Origin of the sequence: uncultured Dysosmobacter sp., assembly GCF_947631165.1 — a bacterium.
Taxonomy (GTDB): domain Bacteria; phylum Bacillota; class Clostridia; order Oscillospirales; family Oscillospiraceae; genus Oscillibacter.
This window is the reverse complement of the sequence record NZ_CANRKH010000004.1, coordinates 1-15,961: the sequence shown is the minus strand read 5'-3', so window position 1 is coordinate 15,961 and position 15,961 is coordinate 1. Positions and strand designations below refer to the sequence as shown.

Sequence of the window (15,961 nt, the reverse complement as noted above, 5' to 3'; positions counted from 1 at the left end):
CTCCTGTTCTGTGGGGACAGGTCAAGGGCCTGTTACCAGAATACAGTATCACTTTATGCGCGATAAGGTAAAAATATGCGGTAAAACATGCAAAACATGTCCAATTATGCAGCCCATGAGAAAAAGAGTGGACGTTCCTTTAGACGCCCACACTTTTTCAGGTATTTTATTGGAGCTTATTTGGCTGTGATGTATCCCTTGGCGCACAGCAGCTCTGCCAGCAGCACCGCGCCGCCGGCGGCGCCCCGGAGGGTGTTGTGGCTCAGGCAGGCAAATTTGTAGTCATACTGGGTGTCTGGGCGCAGGCGGCCGATGGAGACTGCCATGCCATGCTCCAGGTTCCGGTCCAGCCGGGTCTGAGGGCGGTTTTCCTCCTCAAAATAGTGCAGGAACTGCTTGGGGGCGGAGGGGAGGTCCAGCTCCTGGGCGGGACCGCGGAAAGCGGCCCAGTCAGCCTTGATCTGTTCCATAGAGGGCTTCTGCCCCTCAGCAAACTTCATGAACACGGCCGCCATGTGGCCGTCCTGACAGGCGACCCGGAAGCACTGGGCGGTGATAGAGGGACCTGCTGCCTTGACGATTTTGCCGTTCTCGATATGGCCCCACAGCTTCAGCGGCTCCTGCTCGCTCTTCTCCTCTTCGCCGCCGATGTAGGGGATGCAGTTATCCACCATTTCAGGCCAGCGCTGGAAGGTCTTTCCCGCACCGGAGATGGCTTGATAGGTGCAGACCAGGACCTGTTCCAATCCATACTTTCTCAGGGGGTGCAGAGCGGGAACGTAGCTCTGGAGCGAGCAGTTGCTCTTCACGGCGATGAAGCCCCGCTTGGTCCCCAGACGCTTGCGCTGGGATTCGATGATCTGAATGTGATCGGCGTTGATCTCCGGCACCACCATGGGCACGTCGTCGGTCCAGCGGTGGGCGGAGTTATTGGAGACGATGGGACATTCCAGTTTGGCGTATTTCTCCTCCAAAGCGCGGATATCCTCTTTTTTCATATCCACGGCGCAGAAGCAGAAATCCACCATTCCGGCCAGCTTCTCAGCGTCGGCCTCGGCATCCAGCACCACCAGCTTTTTGGCCTCCTCCGGCAGGGGAAGGTCCATAGCCCAGCGGCCTTCCACCGCCTCTTCATAGGTCTTTCCGGCGCTGCGGGCGCTGGCCGCGATGGCAGTGAGCTGGAACCAGGGGTGGTTCTCCATCAGTGTGATGAACCGCTGGCCCACCATGCCGGTGCAGCCGATGATGCCGACTTTGTACTGTTTCATAGGTCGTTCCTCCTGTTTTGGGAGCGGCAGGCAAAAAATTGTCCGGTCCCATCATTTTTAGTTGAATGTTCGGGCCATTTATACTATAATGTTCTCCATATGGGAAACACGTCGCATGTGTTTCTGACACGGACATTTGTTTTCTTGATGTATGATAGCACGCTTTGCAGCTTCCGTCAAGACTGCCGGTATTGGGAGGTTCCATGAAAAAAATACTGTGGACTGCATTTATTGTTGTGACATTTTTCGCTTTGACCGCCGTTTCCGCCTCTGCGGAAGAGCTGGAAACCGTGCGGGTCGGACTTCGGTATGGCTCCACGGCTCTGTTTTCCGCCAATCTGGAAAACGCGGAGGGCAGCGGCTACGAATTTGGCTATTATGAGGACGGAGATTTCACGTCCTTGGGCTGGACGGACGAACGGACCATCTCCATGACCGCCGCTGGTGATATCTATATGAGTACCAGCGGGACTTATTCCGCTGCCCCGCCCTCCGGCGGCTTCCGGCATATGGGGGCGTGGCATGTGGAGCTGGACGGCTTCCGGGATTTCGAGGAGGCACAGGAAGCAGCTTGGGAACAGGGCGGGTATCCTGCCTGGATCGATTGGGAATATGTAGTTCGGGTCGGCTGCTATGATTCCCGCTCTGAAGCGGAGGACGCGGCGGCAGATCTGGATGGATACGCGGTCCAGTCCTCTTCCACTGGCGTGATGGTGACGGTGACCAAGACCACGGACGTTATTTTTGAATTCGACTGCAGCGGCATTTTGGACCTGGGGGTCTTGCCGGACGGCCAGGGCGGGGAGCCGGTCACCTGGTTCAAGGGCTACCGCTACGCGGGAGGATTTTCCTATCCCCGGGTCACTGGAGGGAACCTCAGCGTGGTGAACATGGTGAGCCTGGAGGATTATGTGAAGGGCGTCATCCCCTCGGAAATGAGCGGGAGCTGGCCTCTGGAGGCGCTGAAGGCCCAGGCGGTCTGCGCCCGGACCTATGCCTGCCGCACCAGCAAGCATACCGCCTACAACATCGACGTGTGTGCCACCAGCGACTGCCAGGTGTACAACGGCCGCAGCCAGGCCTCCACCGCCAGCGACCAGGCGGTGGATGAGACAGCGGGGGAGAAGCTGTACTATGACGGCTATCTGGTCCAGGACCCGGTGTACCACTCCTCCAACGGCGGCGCCACGGAGGACTGCGTCAATGTGTGGGGAACGGCCAAGGGATATCTGCAGGGGAAGGAAGATCCCTATGAGGCAAGGATCAGCATCCCCAACTACACCTGGTCCGTCACCTATTCCGCCTCGGAGCTGAGCTGGATCCTTCAGCAGAAGGGCTACGATGTCGGTACAGTGAAAAATGTGTACGTCTCGGAATACACCCCCATGGGCAACGTGAAAAAGGTGATTTTTGAGGGGACAGGCGGCACAAAGACCGTCACCGGCGACACCTGCCGGACGATTTTTTACAGCAGTACCTACAATAAGTCTGTCAAGAGCCTGCGGTTTTCCATCAACGGCGGCGGGCCGGTCTCCGGCGGAAGCGTCTACGTCAACAGTTCTGGGGACAGTCTGTCCTCTCTGGACGGAGTGGCTGTGATCTCCGGCGGCGGTAAGATCACATCTCTGGATGGCGGCGCGGTCTCCGTGATCTCCTCCTCCGGCACCTCCACAGTGTCGGCCGGCGGCTCCACGGCAAGGCCTTCGTCCGCCGGGACAGACAGCTTCACGATCACCGGCACCGGCAGCGGCCACAACGTGGGCATGAGCCAGTACGGGGCTAAAGCCATGGCGGAAGCGTGCTATGACTATCTGGAGATCCTGGAATTTTATTACACAGACATTGAAATCTATTGAATCAGGAATAGGGCAATTCCCAATTTCTCATTCCTCATTCCTAATTGTTAGCGGGGTTACTATGAAAACAAGCGACTTTTACTATGAGCTTCCACCGGAACTGATCGCCCAAACGCCCATTGAAAAGCGGGACGCTTCCCGCCTGATGACCCTGGACCGGAATACGGGCGCGGTGACGCACCACCACTTTTATGAGCTGCCGGACTTTTTGAATCCCGGTGACTGCCTGATCCTGAACGATTCCCGGGTCCTTCCGGCGCGGCTCCTGGGCCAGCGGCTGCCGGGCGGCGGCGCCTGCGAGGTGCTGCTGCTGATCGATAGGGGAGACAAGACCTGGGAATGCCTTGTCCGGCCCGGACGGAAAATGCGCACGGGAGCGAAACTGTCCTTCGGAGACGGAGAGCTGACGGCGGAAGTAGTGGGCGAAGTGGAGGACGGAAACCGACTGGTCCGTTTCAACTATGAGGGGATCTTCCTGGAGGTGTTGGAGCGGCTGGGCAAGATGCCTCTGCCGCCTTACATCAAGGAGGAGCTGCAGGACCAGGAGCGGTATCAGACCGTTTACTCCAAGGTCCTGGGCAGTGCTGCTGCCCCCACGGCCGGTCTGCACTTTACCCCTGAGCTGCTGGAAAAGATCGCGGCCAAGGGCGTCGGCATCGGCTATGTGACGCTGCACGTTGGCCTTGGGACCTTCCGCCCTGTAAAGGAAGAAAACATTACAGATCATGAAATGCACAGCGAATACTGCGTCATCTCTCAGGAGACGGCAGATCTGATCAATCGCACCAGGGCCAGCGGCGGACGCTGCATCTGCGTGGGGACCACTTCCTGCCGGACGCTGGAATCCTGGGCCAATGACGACGGCACCATGGAGGCCAAAGCGGGGTGGACCAGCATCTATATCTACCCGGGATACAAATTCAAGGTGATGGATGGTTTGGTGACCAATTTCCACCTGCCGGAGAGCACCCTCATCATGCTGGTGTCCGCCTTTGCCGGACGGGAGCGTATTCTGGATGCTTATCAGGAGGCCGTGCGGGAAAAATACCGGTTCTTCAGTTTTGGCGACGCCATGTTTATTTCATAGGAACGGGCAGACCTTGTCCGGTGCGAAGCCCCAGCAAAAAGGCGTGAATGGCGGCAAATTCCTGGCATTTTTCAAATTTCTCCCGCATGTCCGGGGTCATTACGCTGTCCATGAGCGAGAGCCAGAAGAAGTAGTCGTCCTGCGGCACGGTGTCCAGATAGGGTTTGATGTAGTGGATATAGAGCCACTTCATAAAGTCCGACATAGAAAAACTCCTTTCAAACGCTATATAAAGCGTGCGATGTAAGGATAGTGTATCACGCTCAAATAAGCGTGTCAAGGGGGCAATTATGGGACTGAGTGAAAAATTAAAGGAACTACGCAAGGAACGGGGAGAAACGCAAAAGCAGGTTGCTGCTGCTATCGGTATCCGGGAGCGGCCTTATCAATATCTGGAGTCTGGCGAACATCAGCCAAGTCTGGATACTTTCATTGCCCTGGCGGATCATTTCGGCGTGTCTCTGGACTATCTGGCGGGGCGGACGGAAAAGCGCTGAAAGACGTACCGCATCAAATCAGTAAGAAATGAGAGGAAATATGTTCAAAGTTCTCAAGACCGAGGGCCGCGCACGGCGCGGCCAGTTTTCCTGCGCCCATGGCGGCGTGGTCCAGACCCCTGTTTTTATGAACGTGGGCACCCAGGCGGCCATCAAGGGTGGCGTGTCCGCCCAGGACCTGAAGGAGGTGGGCTGCCAGATCGAGCTGAGCAACACCTATCACCTCCACCTGCGCCCCGGCGACAAGCTGGTGCGGCAGCTGGGCGGCCTCCATAAGTTCATGAACTGGGACGGCCCCATCCTGACGGACTCCGGCGGGTTCCAGGTGTTTTCCCTGGCGTCTCTGCGGAAAATCAAGGAAGAGGGCGTCTATTTCGCCAGCCACATCGACGGCCGCAAGATCTTCATGGGGCCTGAGGAATCCATGCAGATCCAGTCCAATCTGGGCAGCGATATCGCCATGGCTTTTGACGAATGTGTGGAAAATCCTGCTCGCTACGAGTATGCCAAGGCTTCGGTTGAGAGGACTCTCCGCTGGCTGGAGCGGTGTAAACTGGAGCATGACCGGCTCAACGGTCTTCCGGATACGGTGAATCCGGGCCAGATGCTCTTTGGAATCAACCAGGGTGCGACCTTCCCTGACCTCCGGGCCTGGCACGCCCGGGAGATCGCGAAACTGGACTGCGATGGCTACGCCATTGGAGGACTGGCGGTAGGGGAGCCTGCCGAGGTGATGTATGAGATGATCGACGTGGTTGCCCCGGAGCTGCCGGAGGACAAGCCCCGGTATCTCATGGGCGTGGGAACTCCCAGCAATATCATCGAGGCTGTCAGCCGGGGTGTGGACTTCTTCGACTGCGTGATGCCTTCCCGCAACGGCCGCCACGGCAAGCTCTTCACCTGGGAGGGCACGGTAAACATCCTCAACGAGAAGTACGCCGCTGATGAGCGGCCCATCAGCGAGAGCTGTCACTGTCCCGCCTGCCGGAACTATTCCCGGGCCTATCTGCGGCACCTGTTCAAGGCGGACGAGGTGCTGGCATTGCGGCTGGCGGTGCTCCATAACCTGTATTTCTACAACGATCTGATGACCAAGATCCGGCAGGCCCTGGACGAAGGGGCCTTTGCGGACTTCCGCGCCCGATACAGCGGACGGCTGGAGGAACGGGTATGAAAGGCGCGGACCTGCACGGCCTGACGGCAAAAAAGAAAGTTCTTGCAAAACTGTTATTGTCTGATATAATGGTATTATTCTGAATTTACAGAGGAAAAGGAGTTCAGTCAATATGGATGCTAGTTTTTTGATTATGCTGGTCGTTTTCATGCTCATCATGTACTTCATGATGATCCGGCCTGAAAACAAGCGGAAGAAGAAGGCTCAGGAGATGCGGGACAGCCTGAAGAAAGGCGATGTCATCACCTCCATTGGCGGTATCGTGGGCAAGATCGTGATGGTCAATAAGGACACCATCATTATTGAGACCAGCGAGGACCGTGTTCGCATGGAACTGACCAAGTGGGCTGTGTCCACTGTGGGCGTTCAGAGCAGCGAGCAGCCGGAGGAGAAGAAGGGCAAGGAAGAGGCGCTGCCCGAAGAGCCTACCGAGCCTGCTGACGAGGCTGAGGAGAAGTAAACTGGATTCATAAAGAGACCTTCCCTGGAATATGCTCTAGCAGCATGTTGCAGGGGAGGTTTTTTCATGGCTAAAAAGAGGAAGGAGACAGGGCCTCTTCTGGGAACGGCGCTGGCTCTGGGAGTATATCTGTTGGGACTGCTGGCGCTTGCCTGGCTGCTGGTGCGGGGAACGCTGCCGGAGAGTGCTGCCTTCCCCGCGGTGGCGGGCCTGTGCGCGGCGGCGACATTCAGCGGGGGACTGGTCTCGGCCCGGCGGATGAACATCGGGACCTTGCCAGCCGCGCTGCTGCCAGTGGGCTGCTTCATCCTGGTCCTGCTGGCGGTGGGATTCGGCGTGTGGCAGAATGTGGCCTACACAGGCCGAAGCGGAGGACTGCTCCTGTGCGCTCTGGCCGGGGGCCTGCTAGCTGGCCTGCTGGGGGGCAGAAGGAAACGGAAGCCCAGAAGGGCAGGGAAGTCAATTGTGGATTTCCACAAAAATTGAAAATTACCACTTGTTTTTGAATTTGAGCGCTCTTATGTGCCGGCATCCCCACTTGCGGGGAGAAAAGCGGCAGATATGGGGCGCTCTTTTTCTGAAAGACCCCAGATATTGACTTGCAAAGGGCCTCGGCGGCACTGCTCTGCCACATGGTTAATATAGTTTACATAATAATGTTTACATAAAATTTTGACATAACTGACAAAAAACTTCTTTTTCCCGTAAATTCCTTGATAAATTTGGAAGAAAGGACTATGATGAGAGACGTAAAGCGTTTATGTCAACGGGTCATAAAACCGCCGAGTGCCACATAGGATGTCCCGAGGTGAGGCGGTTTGAAAACACATCACAGGCTTTCCCAGGGGGGGCCGACGGCCCTGCCCCGCCTTTTTTTATTGGCATTGTGCTTTTTCTGTGGCGTGGTTTTGGGACAGGTCTTGGCCGGTCGAGTACCGGACGCCACTGGCGACGAGCTGAAGCGGTACTTGTCAGACTACCTGGCCTTGGAGGGCGGGAACTCTGCGGAGACGGGGCTGTCTTGTTTGATCCTGTATTTTCGTTATCCGCTGCTGGCGTTTCTGCTGGGCTTCGCATCTATCGGCGCGGTGCTGCTGCCGTGTACAGCCGTTGTGTTTGGGACGTTTTTGTCCTTTTCTGTGTGCTGCTTTACAGCGGCCTTCGGCGGAGACGGCGTACTGCTGGCCTTGGCAGTGTTCGGTCTGCGGTGTGCGGTGACGCTGCCGGTCTTTTTCCTGTTGGCGTCGTCGGCTTGGGGGCGGTCTATGTCCCTGGCTGCTATTTCCCTTGGGAGAGGACGCGCACCGGTGGTCTATGGCCGGGATTGGTGGATGACAGTGTTTGTCTGCTGCGGCGTGCTGGTGGTGGCTGTGGGTGCAGATCTGGCGATCTCGCCGCCGCTGCTGCGGCTGGCTTTGGGACGGCTGTTCCCGTGATATGAGAGTAAGGAGGGACTGACATGGATGATATCGACCGTTATGGGGCCTATCTGGCGGATGAAAAAAAGGCATCCCAGAACACAGTCAGTTCCTATCTGCGGGATGTACGGCAGTTTGCCGCGCATCTGGATTGTGATCTGCGGGACGTGACCCAGGAGCAGGTGCGGGATTACATGAGCTGGATGCAGAGCCGCGGGAAGTCCGCCGCCTCTGTGACCCGGTTTTTGGCCTCTGTGAAGTCCTTTTACAACTTCCTGCTGGCGGACGGCTTCGTTCGGGAAAATCCCACTCGGGGCGTGGCTGCCGCGAAAGTGGAACGAAAATACCCGGAGATCCTCACCGCCAAGGAAGTAGAGCTGTTTTTGGAGCAGCCCCAGTGCGTGGACGCCAAGGGCTTCCGGGATCATGCCATGCTGGAGCTGCTGTATGCCACCGGCATCCGGGTCAGCGAGCTGATCTCTCTGGACATGGACGACCTGAATCTGGCGGCTAGTTTTATCCGGTGTGAGAGCAAGGGTAAGGAGCGGATCATCCCCTTGTACCACACCGCGGTGAAGGCATTGCAGGACTATGTGCGGAATATCCGGCCCCAGCTGGCGGACGAGGAGGAGACGGCCCTGTTCGTCAACATGAACGGCGAGCGCATGAGCCGTCAGGGCTTCTGGAAGATCATCAAGTATTATCAGGAGAAGGCAGGTATCGAGAAGGACATCACTCCCCACACCCTGCGCCACTCCTTTGCCGTCCACCTGCTGGAAAACGGCGCGGACCTGCGGTCCATTCAGGAGATGCTGGGCCATGCGGACATCTCGTCGACCCAGATCTACACCCATGTGGTGAAGCGGCAGCTGAAGGACGTCTATCAAAAAGCGCACCCAAGAGCGTAAACGATCAGCACGGTGAAAATCGTGCTGATTTTTTTAATGAGGAATTAGAAAGTTTGGTGCCTGGCGGAACCGAACAGATTTTGATTGATTCCGCCAACGGCGGAATCCTTCCATTCCTAATTTCTCATTCCTCATTTCTAATTTTTTCTTGATTTGGGAAAACAAAATAGCTGCCTAAAGACTCTAATGTACAGAAACACGGAAGGAGGGCGCCTATGGACAAGGACGAATTCGCCGCCCGGACAGAAGCGGTCAAGACCCGGCTGTACCGGACCGCTTACCTGTACCTGGGCAGCGATGCCGACGCCCTGGAGGCGGTAGACGAGGCAGTTTACCAAGCTTTGCGGGCTTTGAAAAAGCTCCGGGAGCCGGAGTTTTTTGAGACCTGGCTGACCCGCATCCTGATCAACGAATGCCACCGGGAACTGCGCCGCCGGAAACGTTTGGCAGGGGAGGAGGCCATTCCGGAGGCCGCTGGGCCGGACGCTTACGATGCCCTGCCGCTGAAGGAGGCTGTCCGCCGCCTGCCGGAGGAGCTGCGTCTGGTGGTGATCCTGCGATTTTTCGCCGGATACACCCAGGCGGAGACCGCCGCCGCTCTGGACATTCCCCAGGGCACCGCAGCGACCCGGCAGAGAAAGGCCTTGCAATTGCTGCGGCTGGAATTGGGGGAGGAGATATCATGACCCGAAATGAGGAATACAAAGCGCTGCTCACCGAGCTGGAAGCGGTTCCGGCGGCGCTGGAATATACAGTGTCAAGAGCACTGACAAGGGAAAAAACTTCACAAAAAAAGCGGTGGGCCTGGGGGATTTCCGCCGGTAGTCTGGCTACCTGCTTTGCATGCTTCGTGCTGCTGGTGAATCTGTCCATTCCCTTTGCCCGAGCCTGCGGAAACGTGCCGGTGCTGCGGGAACTGGCCAAGGCCGTGGCGTGGTCGCCGTCCCTCTCTGCCGCGGTGGAAAATGACTATGTGCAGCCTATCGGGCAGAGCCAGTCCGTTAACGGTATTACGGCCACTGTGGAATACGTCATTGTTGACATGAAGCAGCTCAATATCTATTACACCCTGGATTCCCGGCACTATCCCCAACTGGAGGCGGAGTGTCATGCCAGCCTGCCGGGAGAACCGGGAGGCTATACCACCAGCAGCGGCTCCTTCGGAACACCGAACGGTGAACTGCGGTCCGCCCGAATGGATTTCATCGAACGGGATATCCCGAAAACACTGGATTTCCAGATAAAAGTTTACGCCGGACACAGCGGTGAGGAACCGGCGTTACCGGCCCAAGCTGAAGAGAAGGACCCTTTCGCTCCCACCGGCAGCGACCCGGAGTATCTGGCGGAGTTTACCTTCCCCCTGGAACTGGACCCCGCTTTCACCGCTAAGGGGGAGCTGTTCCCGGTAGACACCGAGTTCCAATTGGATGGCCGCACAGTCTCCATCACAGAGGCGGAGGTTTATCCAACCCATATGCGGTTGAATGTCCGCACAGACCCGAACAATAACGCGTGGCTCACTGGACTGGAGTTCTATATGGAGGATGAAAGGGGACATCAGTTCCGGCCCGCTACCAACGGCATCCTGTCTACCGGCATGACCGGCGGCAGCGACGATTCCACCATCTGGTTGGACAGCCCCTATTTTGAAAACAGCCAGCGTCTGACCCTCCACATTACCAAGGCGGAGTGGCTGGACAAGTCAGCGCCCCGGGTCCGGCTGGATCTGCGGCAGGGCATGGCGGAAAATCTGCCGGAGGACATCCGCTTTTTGAAGGCGGAGGAGCTGTCCGGCGGCTGGATCGTCTCCTTCCTGGCCGGGATCAAGGGAGAGAACACCATGTTCGGCCTGTTCCAGCACACCTTCTGGGACGAGGCGGGACAGGAACACGATATCACCTGGGAGAGCAGCACCTATGGATATGAGGACCCTGCCACAGGAGAGCAGGTGGATGACGGCAGCGTATTCACCGCTGAATTCCCACTGGCAGACTACCATGGCGACACGGCGTATCTGGAGCCTTTGTTCAGCCATACCACGCAATTTGAAACGCCCGTCGTTATCCCCATCAAATAGCGGAAACCGCACAAAAGGCCACCTGTTTGGGTGGCCTTTTCGTATTTCGTACATTTGTTCGCATTTCTTGCTTTCACGGCTTGCGCTTTCTGAAAGGATTTGGTATACTGGCTATGTATCTAATAGGGAAGGGGCGTATTATGCGCATTTTGGGCATCGATCCCGGCTTCGCTACCATTGGCTTCGGCCTGATCGAGGCGGAGCGGGCACAAGTCCATATGGTGACCTACGGGGCCATCACCACTCCGGCGGGACTGCCCCTCAGTCGGAGGCTGTACCAGATCGGCACGGACATGGAGGACCTGATCGGCCAATTGAAGCCAGACGTTATCGCCATCGAGGAGCTGTTCTTCAACACCAACATCACCACCGGCATCGCTGTGGCCCATGGCAGGGGGGTCCTGCTGTACGCCGCTGAGAAGTGCAGTGTCCCCCTCCATGAGTACACCCCCTCCCAGGTAAAGTTGGCGGTAACGGGCTACGGCAAGGCGGAGAAGCGCCAGGTGATGGACATGACGAAGCGGCTGTTGAAGCTGAAGTCCGTCCCCCGGCCTGACGACGCTGCGGACGCGCTGGCCTTGGCGCTATGCCACGCAAGGAGTTTCACATCCCGTCTGCCGCAGCAGGGGGATGTGAAGGAAACCGTGTGAATTTTAGATTAAAGACAAAGATAAGAGATAAAAGATATATCTTCCAGCAGCGCTGTATATCTCCTATCTTTTACCTCATATCTTTTCTTTCGTTTATCTCATATCTTTTGTTTGCGGAGGGATTTATGTTCTACTATTTGGACGGTACCGTGGCGGAGCTTCTGCCTTATCTGGCGGTCATTGATTGCGGCGGGGTGGGCTATGCCTGTAAGACCACGAACCACACCTTAGCCAGCCTGAAAAAAGGCCAGCGGGGGAGGCTGTACACCTATCTGAACGTGGCGGAGGATATCTTTGAGCTGTACGGTTTTGCCACTCAAAATGAGCTGAACAGCTTCAAACTGCTGATCGGCGTGTCCGGCGTCGGTCCCAAGGCGGCGCTGGCCATTCTGTCCTCCACCACGCCAGAGAGTTTGGCCATGGCCATCGTGACGGAGGATACCAAGACCCTCACCGCCGCCCCGGGCATCGGCAAAAAGATCGCCCAGCGGATCATTCTGGAGCTGAAGGACAAGATGGCCAAGGCGTCTGCTGCCACCGGCCTGGATTTCTCTGGCGGCGTGTCTGTGAATGTTCCAGCCTTTACAAACAAGGCAACAGAAGCCGCCCAGGCCTTGGCGGTACTGGGTTATTCCAGCCAGGAGGTTTCCATAGCCCTCAAAGGCGTGGATGTAGAGAACCTGCCCTTGGAGGAGATCATCCGGCAGGCTCTCAAAAAGATGGTGAAGTGATTAGGAGGAGTCTGGATGAGTACATTGGAAAATATGTCAGAAAAGAGAAATCACGAGGAGCTTCCTGACCCTGTGGGCTGGGATGCCATCACCGCTGCCTTTGACAAACTGTACCCTGGCCAGGAGAGCCCCAGGCACTTCGGATGCCTGATCCCCTGGCGGCTGGGCGGTCCGGACCCTCTCCAGGGCGTCAGCGCCTACGACGGCGGGGACTGCTTTCACTTCGTCACCTACGGCCTGTCCGACCTGTATGAGAAGGAGGGCAAGGACCCGGAGTACAGTGGCTTTGGCCTGGAGTTCACCCTGAAGCTGCGCAAGGAGGGGATGGGGGACGAGCTGCAGGAGCAGCGGTGCATCGTGCGGATCTTCAACGATCTGGCCCGACTCACCTTTGAAAAGGGAGAGCAGTTCTTCCCAGACGAATACATCTACACCGGCCAGACCACCGGCATCGACGTCAATCAGAGATCCAAGATCACCGGTTTTGTCACCGCTCTGGATGAGGCCGGGACCATCGACACCCCCAACGGCAAGGTGGATTTCGTGAAACTGATCGGGGCCACGGACACAGAGCTGAAGGCCATTATGGACAAAAAACTTCGGGTCCGAGATCTGGTGGAAATGATCGGGGATGTGACCGATTACACCCGGGACAGCGTACTATAAGGAGTTTCAAGATACCTGTGGCCGAGGGAGGGACCGCCCTTTGCCGCGGAAAGGAGCGCGCCGTGTTTCAGCTGACCAATGAACAGCGGGCCTGTTTGGGCCTGACCATCGTGGAGCCGGGCTGGGAGTGGGTGCAGTTAAAGAACTCCCCCTATGACACCGGCTTTGAGACCTGGGCCTGCTTTGACGGTCCGGTGATCCGCAAGGCGGTGCAGGTGGGACCTGACTCCTATCAGGAGTCTGCCTACTGCGAGAAGACGGCGGAGGACCGGACGCTGCTCCTGCCCAGAACGGCCAGGGGAAAGCCCAAAAAGCTGTCCGCTGTGACCCTGACGGAGCGGAGGCCCCTGGGGATGCGCTTCTCCTGGTCAGGAGAGCGGGGTTTCATATCCCTGGTAAATCTGGACACGGAGCGGACCTATTATTCCAATGTTTACGAGACGGAACGGCCCAAGACCTTTTCGGATTTCACTGCATGGCTGGACTGCTGGTCGGCGGAGACGACCCCAGAGGACATGGCGGCGCTGGCCGGCTTTCTTCGGGAGAAGCGGCAGCACGTCAAATTCCGGGAGGGGGACTTCTTCCGTTTTTCCGTGGGACGGCGGCAATATGGCTATGGTCGTGTCCTGCTGGACTTCTACCGGCTGAGCAAATGCCAGCCCTGCTGGAATATTCTCATGACCCGGCCTGTGATCGTGAAGGTGTACCACCTGATCACCGATGATCCCAGCCTGCCGGTGGAGGAGCTGCGAAAGCTGCCCGCCCTGCCGTCCCAGTACATGATGGACAACGACCTGTATTATGGAGAATTTCCCATCGTGGGGAATCTGCCTCTGGAGGACAGCGAGCTGGATTTTCCCATCATGTACGGCGCCAGCATCTCCGCGCTGGACTTTGGAAAAAAGAAGGTACTGCTGCAATGCGGCCCCCTGTTCCGGGAGCTGGAGGAGGCGGAAATCCCGGAGGGCTGCGGAGGCTTCCGCAACAACGGGATCGGCGGCCTTCACATGGACCGGGCCGATTGGGAGGCCTGCATCGCCGCCGGCAGTAACGCCCCCTTGTGGGATAAAACGCCGGAGCGTTACTATCTGCGCTGTGACCTGCGGAACCCGGCATACCGGGAGCAATTGAAGCGCGTGTGCGCCCAGTTCGGCCTGAGGCCGGAGGACCTGCACATCTGTTAGCTGCCAGAGGGGATTGGTGCTGTGTGATGAGAGAGCCCGTGGTCTATACTGGAACTTCCCGGGACCGCAGCGCGCGCTTTGAAGTGGTAGAACGGAGAGACGGCCTTTATGAGATCTGGGGCCAGTATTTTCAGACAGATGGATTTTACCCAGGAGAATCCTGGTATGCGGACATCCGGGACGGCGCGCACTTTGCCTCCACGCTGGAGGCGGCCATTCAGATCGGTGAGGAAATACTGAGGAATTTGACAGACGCAAATGCGGGGGAGTGAACATCGTTTGAGCATCGACTTTGGAAATGATATCTACGAGGAGCCCATCGTGGCCAAGACCTTCCTCCAGGAGGACGCCCAGGAGGGGTCGCTGCGGCCTAAGACTTTGCGGGAGTACATCGGCCAGGAGAAGGCCAAGGACAACCTGGCCATCTTCATCGCTGCGGCTCAAAAGCGGGAGGAGGCCCTGGACCACGTGCTGCTCCACGGCCCCCCGGGCCTGGGCAAAACGACGCTGGCAGGCATCATCGCCCAGGAGATGGGCGTGAATATCCGCATCACCTCCGGCCCTGCCATCGAAAAGCCCGGCGACCTGGCGGCTCTTTTGACCAACCTGAACGAGGGGGACATTCTCTTTGTGGACGAGATCCACCGGCTGAACCGCTCTGTGGAGGAGATCCTGTACCCTGCCATGGAGGACTACGCCCTGGACATCATTGTGGGCAAGGGGCCGTCAGCCAATTCCATCCGCTTGGACCTGCCCCAATTTACCCTCATCGGCGCCACCACTCGGGCGGGCCAGCTGTCCGCGCCCCTGCGGGACCGCTTCGGCGTGACGCTGCGGCTGGAACTGTATACCCCGGAGGAACTGGCAAAGATCGTCACGAGAAGTGCCGGTATCCTGAATGTGGATATCGTGCCGGAGGGTGCCTATGAGATCGCCCGCCGCAGCCGGGGCACGCCCCGAATCGCCAACCGGATGCTCCGCCGGGTCCGGGACTTCGCCCAGGTGAAGGCCAACGGCGTCATCACCAAGGACGTGGCGGATGAGGCGCTGTGCGCCCTGGAGATCGACTACCTGGGCCTGGACCCGGTGGACCGGCGGATGCTGGGGGCCATCATTGAGAATTACAACGGCGGCCCCGTGGGCCTGGAGACTCTGGCCGCCACCATTGGTGAGGAAGCCATCACGCTGGAGGATGTCTACGAGCCGTATTTGATGCAGCTGGGATTCCTGACCCGGACGCCCCGGGGCCGGTGTGTGACCCAGAAGGCATATCAGCACCTCCACAAGCCCATCCCCGGTGGTTTGGATGCCGCCCCGCCCATGGAACAATTGAGCCTGTGAGCGGCGCCGGAGGGAAAAAAGAGGGATTTTTCGACGGTTTTTATAAAATTCCGAAAAAATTTCTGGCTTTTTTTCCGCAGATTCAATAATTTGCTTGACATTTCAATGAATAGACGGGTATAATACGATATGTACAAATGCAATGAGGATCATTTTCCTGAGCAGCTTTCCGATGAAGTGCTGTGTGCTTTGGCGGTTTCCGGAGACCGGATGGCGGAGGAAACGCTCGTCACACGGTATCGTCGGTTTGTCCGCACCTGTGCCAGGCCCTTCTTTCTGATCGGTGGTGACAGCGAAGATTTGATCCAGGAGGGAATGGTAGGTCTCATCCGTGCCGTCCGGGAATACGACGCCTCTAAGGAGACTGCTTTCCGGACCTTTGCAGAAACTTGTATACGCAACCGGCTGTATTCCGTTCTCCGCGATATGTCGCGGGATAAGCACAAAGCGCTCAATCAGTCGGTTTCTCTGGATACTCCCGAATTTGGCAGTCATTCCTACACCTCTGGTACCAATAATTTGGCGCAGCGCGATCCTGAAGACCTCCTGGTGGACAGGGAGCACACGGCAGCCCTCTTATCCGGTGTCCGGAAACAGTTGTCCGAATTTGAAGCGAAGATTTTGGGGTACTATTTAGACGGTCT

The 15,961-nt window shown here is 57.5% G+C and carries 19 protein-coding genes; 17 read left to right on the top strand and 2 right to left on the bottom strand.

What is annotated here, in order from left to right; translation table 11 throughout:
• Positions 1-176 precede the first annotated feature (176 nt).
• Positions 177-1,268, bottom strand: coding sequence for an aspartate-semialdehyde dehydrogenase (asd, locus tag Q0Z69_RS03100; RefSeq protein ID WP_298029755.1), 1,092 nt, complete (start codon positions 1,266-1,268; stop codon positions 177-179).
• Positions 1,269-1,471: 203 nt separating this feature from the next.
• Between asd and Q0Z69_RS03095 the strand changes: the two genes are divergently transcribed.
• Together Q0Z69_RS03095 and queA are read left to right on the top strand one after the other, a co-directional pair.
• The gene (locus Q0Z69_RS03095) at positions 1,472-3,124 is read left to right on the top strand and encodes a SpoIID/LytB domain-containing protein (RefSeq protein ID WP_298029754.1); all 1,653 of its coding nucleotides are present in this window, start codon (positions 1,472-1,474) and stop codon (positions 3,122-3,124) included.
• Between the two features lie 61 nt (positions 3,125-3,185).
• On the top strand, positions 3,186-4,211 hold the full coding sequence (queA, locus tag Q0Z69_RS03090; protein ID WP_298029753.1) for a tRNA preQ1(34) S-adenosylmethionine ribosyltransferase-isomerase QueA: 1,026 nt from the start codon (positions 3,186-3,188) through the stop codon (positions 4,209-4,211).
• Here the strand turns inward: queA and Q0Z69_RS03085 are convergent.
• Positions 4,201-4,416 (bottom strand): hypothetical protein, encoded by a 216-nt coding sequence (locus tag Q0Z69_RS03085; RefSeq protein WP_298029752.1) that lies wholly within the window; start codon positions 4,414-4,416, stop codon positions 4,201-4,203. The genes queA and Q0Z69_RS03085 overlap by 11 nt on opposite strands.
• Positions 4,417-4,501: 85 nt before the next feature.
• Between Q0Z69_RS03085 and Q0Z69_RS03080 the strand changes: the two genes are divergently transcribed.
• The 15 genes from Q0Z69_RS03080 to Q0Z69_RS03010 form a co-directional block, all read left to right on the top strand.
• Complete coding sequence (locus tag Q0Z69_RS03080; protein WP_298029751.1) at positions 4,502-4,708, top strand: helix-turn-helix domain-containing protein; 207 nt, start codon at positions 4,502-4,504, stop codon at positions 4,706-4,708.
• Between the two features lie 40 nt (positions 4,709-4,748).
• Positions 4,749-5,882: a tRNA guanosine(34) transglycosylase Tgt gene (gene tgt / locus Q0Z69_RS03075; protein WP_298029750.1), complete on the top strand. Its 1,134-nt coding sequence runs from the start codon at positions 4,749-4,751 to the stop codon at positions 5,880-5,882.
• Between the two features lie 112 nt (positions 5,883-5,994).
• Positions 5,995-6,342, top strand: coding sequence for a preprotein translocase subunit YajC (gene yajC, locus Q0Z69_RS03070; RefSeq protein WP_298029749.1), 348 nt, complete (start codon positions 5,995-5,997; stop codon positions 6,340-6,342).
• A gap of 66 nt (positions 6,343-6,408) precedes the next feature.
• A complete protein-coding gene (locus Q0Z69_RS03065) occupies positions 6,409-6,828 on the top strand; it encodes a hypothetical protein (RefSeq protein WP_298029748.1) in 420 nt (139 codons plus the stop codon).
• A gap of 416 nt (positions 6,829-7,244) precedes the next feature.
• Entirely contained in the window at positions 7,245-7,778 is a 534-nt protein-coding gene (locus Q0Z69_RS03060; protein WP_298029888.1) for a hypothetical protein, read from the top strand.
• A gap of 23 nt (positions 7,779-7,801) precedes the next feature.
• Positions 7,802-8,668, top strand: coding sequence for a site-specific tyrosine recombinase XerD (gene xerD, locus Q0Z69_RS03055; protein WP_298029747.1), 867 nt, complete (start codon positions 7,802-7,804; stop codon positions 8,666-8,668).
• Positions 8,669-8,883: 215 nt separating this feature from the next.
• Positions 8,884-9,354 (top strand): sigma-70 family RNA polymerase sigma factor, encoded by a 471-nt coding sequence (locus Q0Z69_RS03050; protein ID WP_298029746.1) that lies wholly within the window; start codon positions 8,884-8,886, stop codon positions 9,352-9,354.
• A complete protein-coding gene (locus tag Q0Z69_RS03045) occupies positions 9,351-10,745 on the top strand; it encodes a DUF4179 domain-containing protein (protein ID WP_298029745.1) in 1,395 nt (464 codons plus the stop codon). Before Q0Z69_RS03050 ends, Q0Z69_RS03045 begins: the two co-directional genes overlap by 4 nt.
• A 140-nt stretch (positions 10,746-10,885) precedes the next feature.
• Entirely contained in the window at positions 10,886-11,395 is a 510-nt protein-coding gene (gene ruvC, locus Q0Z69_RS03040) for a crossover junction endodeoxyribonuclease RuvC (RefSeq protein WP_298029744.1), read from the top strand.
• A gap of 125 nt (positions 11,396-11,520) precedes the next feature.
• The gene (gene ruvA, locus Q0Z69_RS03035) at positions 11,521-12,126 is read left to right on the top strand and encodes a Holliday junction branch migration protein RuvA (RefSeq protein ID WP_298029743.1); all 606 of its coding nucleotides are present in this window, start codon (positions 11,521-11,523) and stop codon (positions 12,124-12,126) included.
• A 15-nt stretch (positions 12,127-12,141) separates the two neighbouring features.
• Complete coding sequence (locus Q0Z69_RS03030; protein ID WP_298029742.1) at positions 12,142-12,792, top strand: suppressor of fused domain protein; 651 nt, start codon at positions 12,142-12,144, stop codon at positions 12,790-12,792.
• 62 nt (positions 12,793-12,854) lie between these two features.
• On the top strand, positions 12,855-13,976 hold the full coding sequence (locus Q0Z69_RS03025) for an immunity 26/phosphotriesterase HocA family protein (RefSeq protein ID WP_298029741.1): 1,122 nt from the start codon (positions 12,855-12,857) through the stop codon (positions 13,974-13,976).
• 23 nt (positions 13,977-13,999) lie between these two features.
• Positions 14,000-14,248, top strand: a complete 249-nt coding sequence (locus Q0Z69_RS03020; protein ID WP_298029740.1) for a hypothetical protein — start codon at positions 14,000-14,002, stop codon at positions 14,246-14,248.
• Positions 14,249-14,255: 7 nt separating this feature from the next.
• Positions 14,256-15,317 (top strand): Holliday junction branch migration DNA helicase RuvB, encoded by a 1,062-nt coding sequence (ruvB, locus tag Q0Z69_RS03015; protein ID WP_298029739.1) that lies wholly within the window; start codon positions 14,256-14,258, stop codon positions 15,315-15,317.
• 129 nt (positions 15,318-15,446) lie between these two features.
• On the top strand, positions 15,447-15,961 hold a 515-nt coding region (locus Q0Z69_RS03010; RefSeq protein ID WP_298029738.1), incomplete at its 3' end, for a sigma-70 family RNA polymerase sigma factor.

Coding starts and splice junctions, on each gene's coding strand:
- asd (WP_298029755.1), bottom strand. CDS start 1,268: ATGAAACAGTACAAAGTCGGCATCATCGGCTGCACCGGCATGGTGGGC.
- Q0Z69_RS03095 (WP_298029754.1), top strand. CDS start 1,472: ATGAAAAAAATACTGTGGACTGCATTTATTGTTGTGACATTTTTCGCT.
- queA (WP_298029753.1), top strand. CDS start 3,186: ATGAAAACAAGCGACTTTTACTATGAGCTTCCACCGGAACTGATCGCC.
- Q0Z69_RS03085 (WP_298029752.1), bottom strand. CDS start 4,416: ATGTCGGACTTTATGAAGTGGCTCTATATCCACTACATCAAACCCTAT.
- Q0Z69_RS03080 (WP_298029751.1), top strand. CDS start 4,502: ATGGGACTGAGTGAAAAATTAAAGGAACTACGCAAGGAACGGGGAGAA.
- tgt (WP_298029750.1), top strand. CDS start 4,749: ATGTTCAAAGTTCTCAAGACCGAGGGCCGCGCACGGCGCGGCCAGTTT.
- yajC (WP_298029749.1), top strand. CDS start 5,995: ATGGATGCTAGTTTTTTGATTATGCTGGTCGTTTTCATGCTCATCATG.
- Q0Z69_RS03065 (WP_298029748.1), top strand. CDS start 6,409: ATGGCTAAAAAGAGGAAGGAGACAGGGCCTCTTCTGGGAACGGCGCTG.
- xerD (WP_298029747.1), top strand. CDS start 7,802: ATGGATGATATCGACCGTTATGGGGCCTATCTGGCGGATGAAAAAAAG.
- Q0Z69_RS03050 (WP_298029746.1), top strand. CDS start 8,884: ATGGACAAGGACGAATTCGCCGCCCGGACAGAAGCGGTCAAGACCCGG.
- Q0Z69_RS03045 (WP_298029745.1), top strand. CDS start 9,351: ATGACCCGAAATGAGGAATACAAAGCGCTGCTCACCGAGCTGGAAGCG.
- ruvC (WP_298029744.1), top strand. CDS start 10,886: ATGCGCATTTTGGGCATCGATCCCGGCTTCGCTACCATTGGCTTCGGC.
- ruvA (WP_298029743.1), top strand. CDS start 11,521: ATGTTCTACTATTTGGACGGTACCGTGGCGGAGCTTCTGCCTTATCTG.
- Q0Z69_RS03030 (WP_298029742.1), top strand. CDS start 12,142: ATGAGTACATTGGAAAATATGTCAGAAAAGAGAAATCACGAGGAGCTT.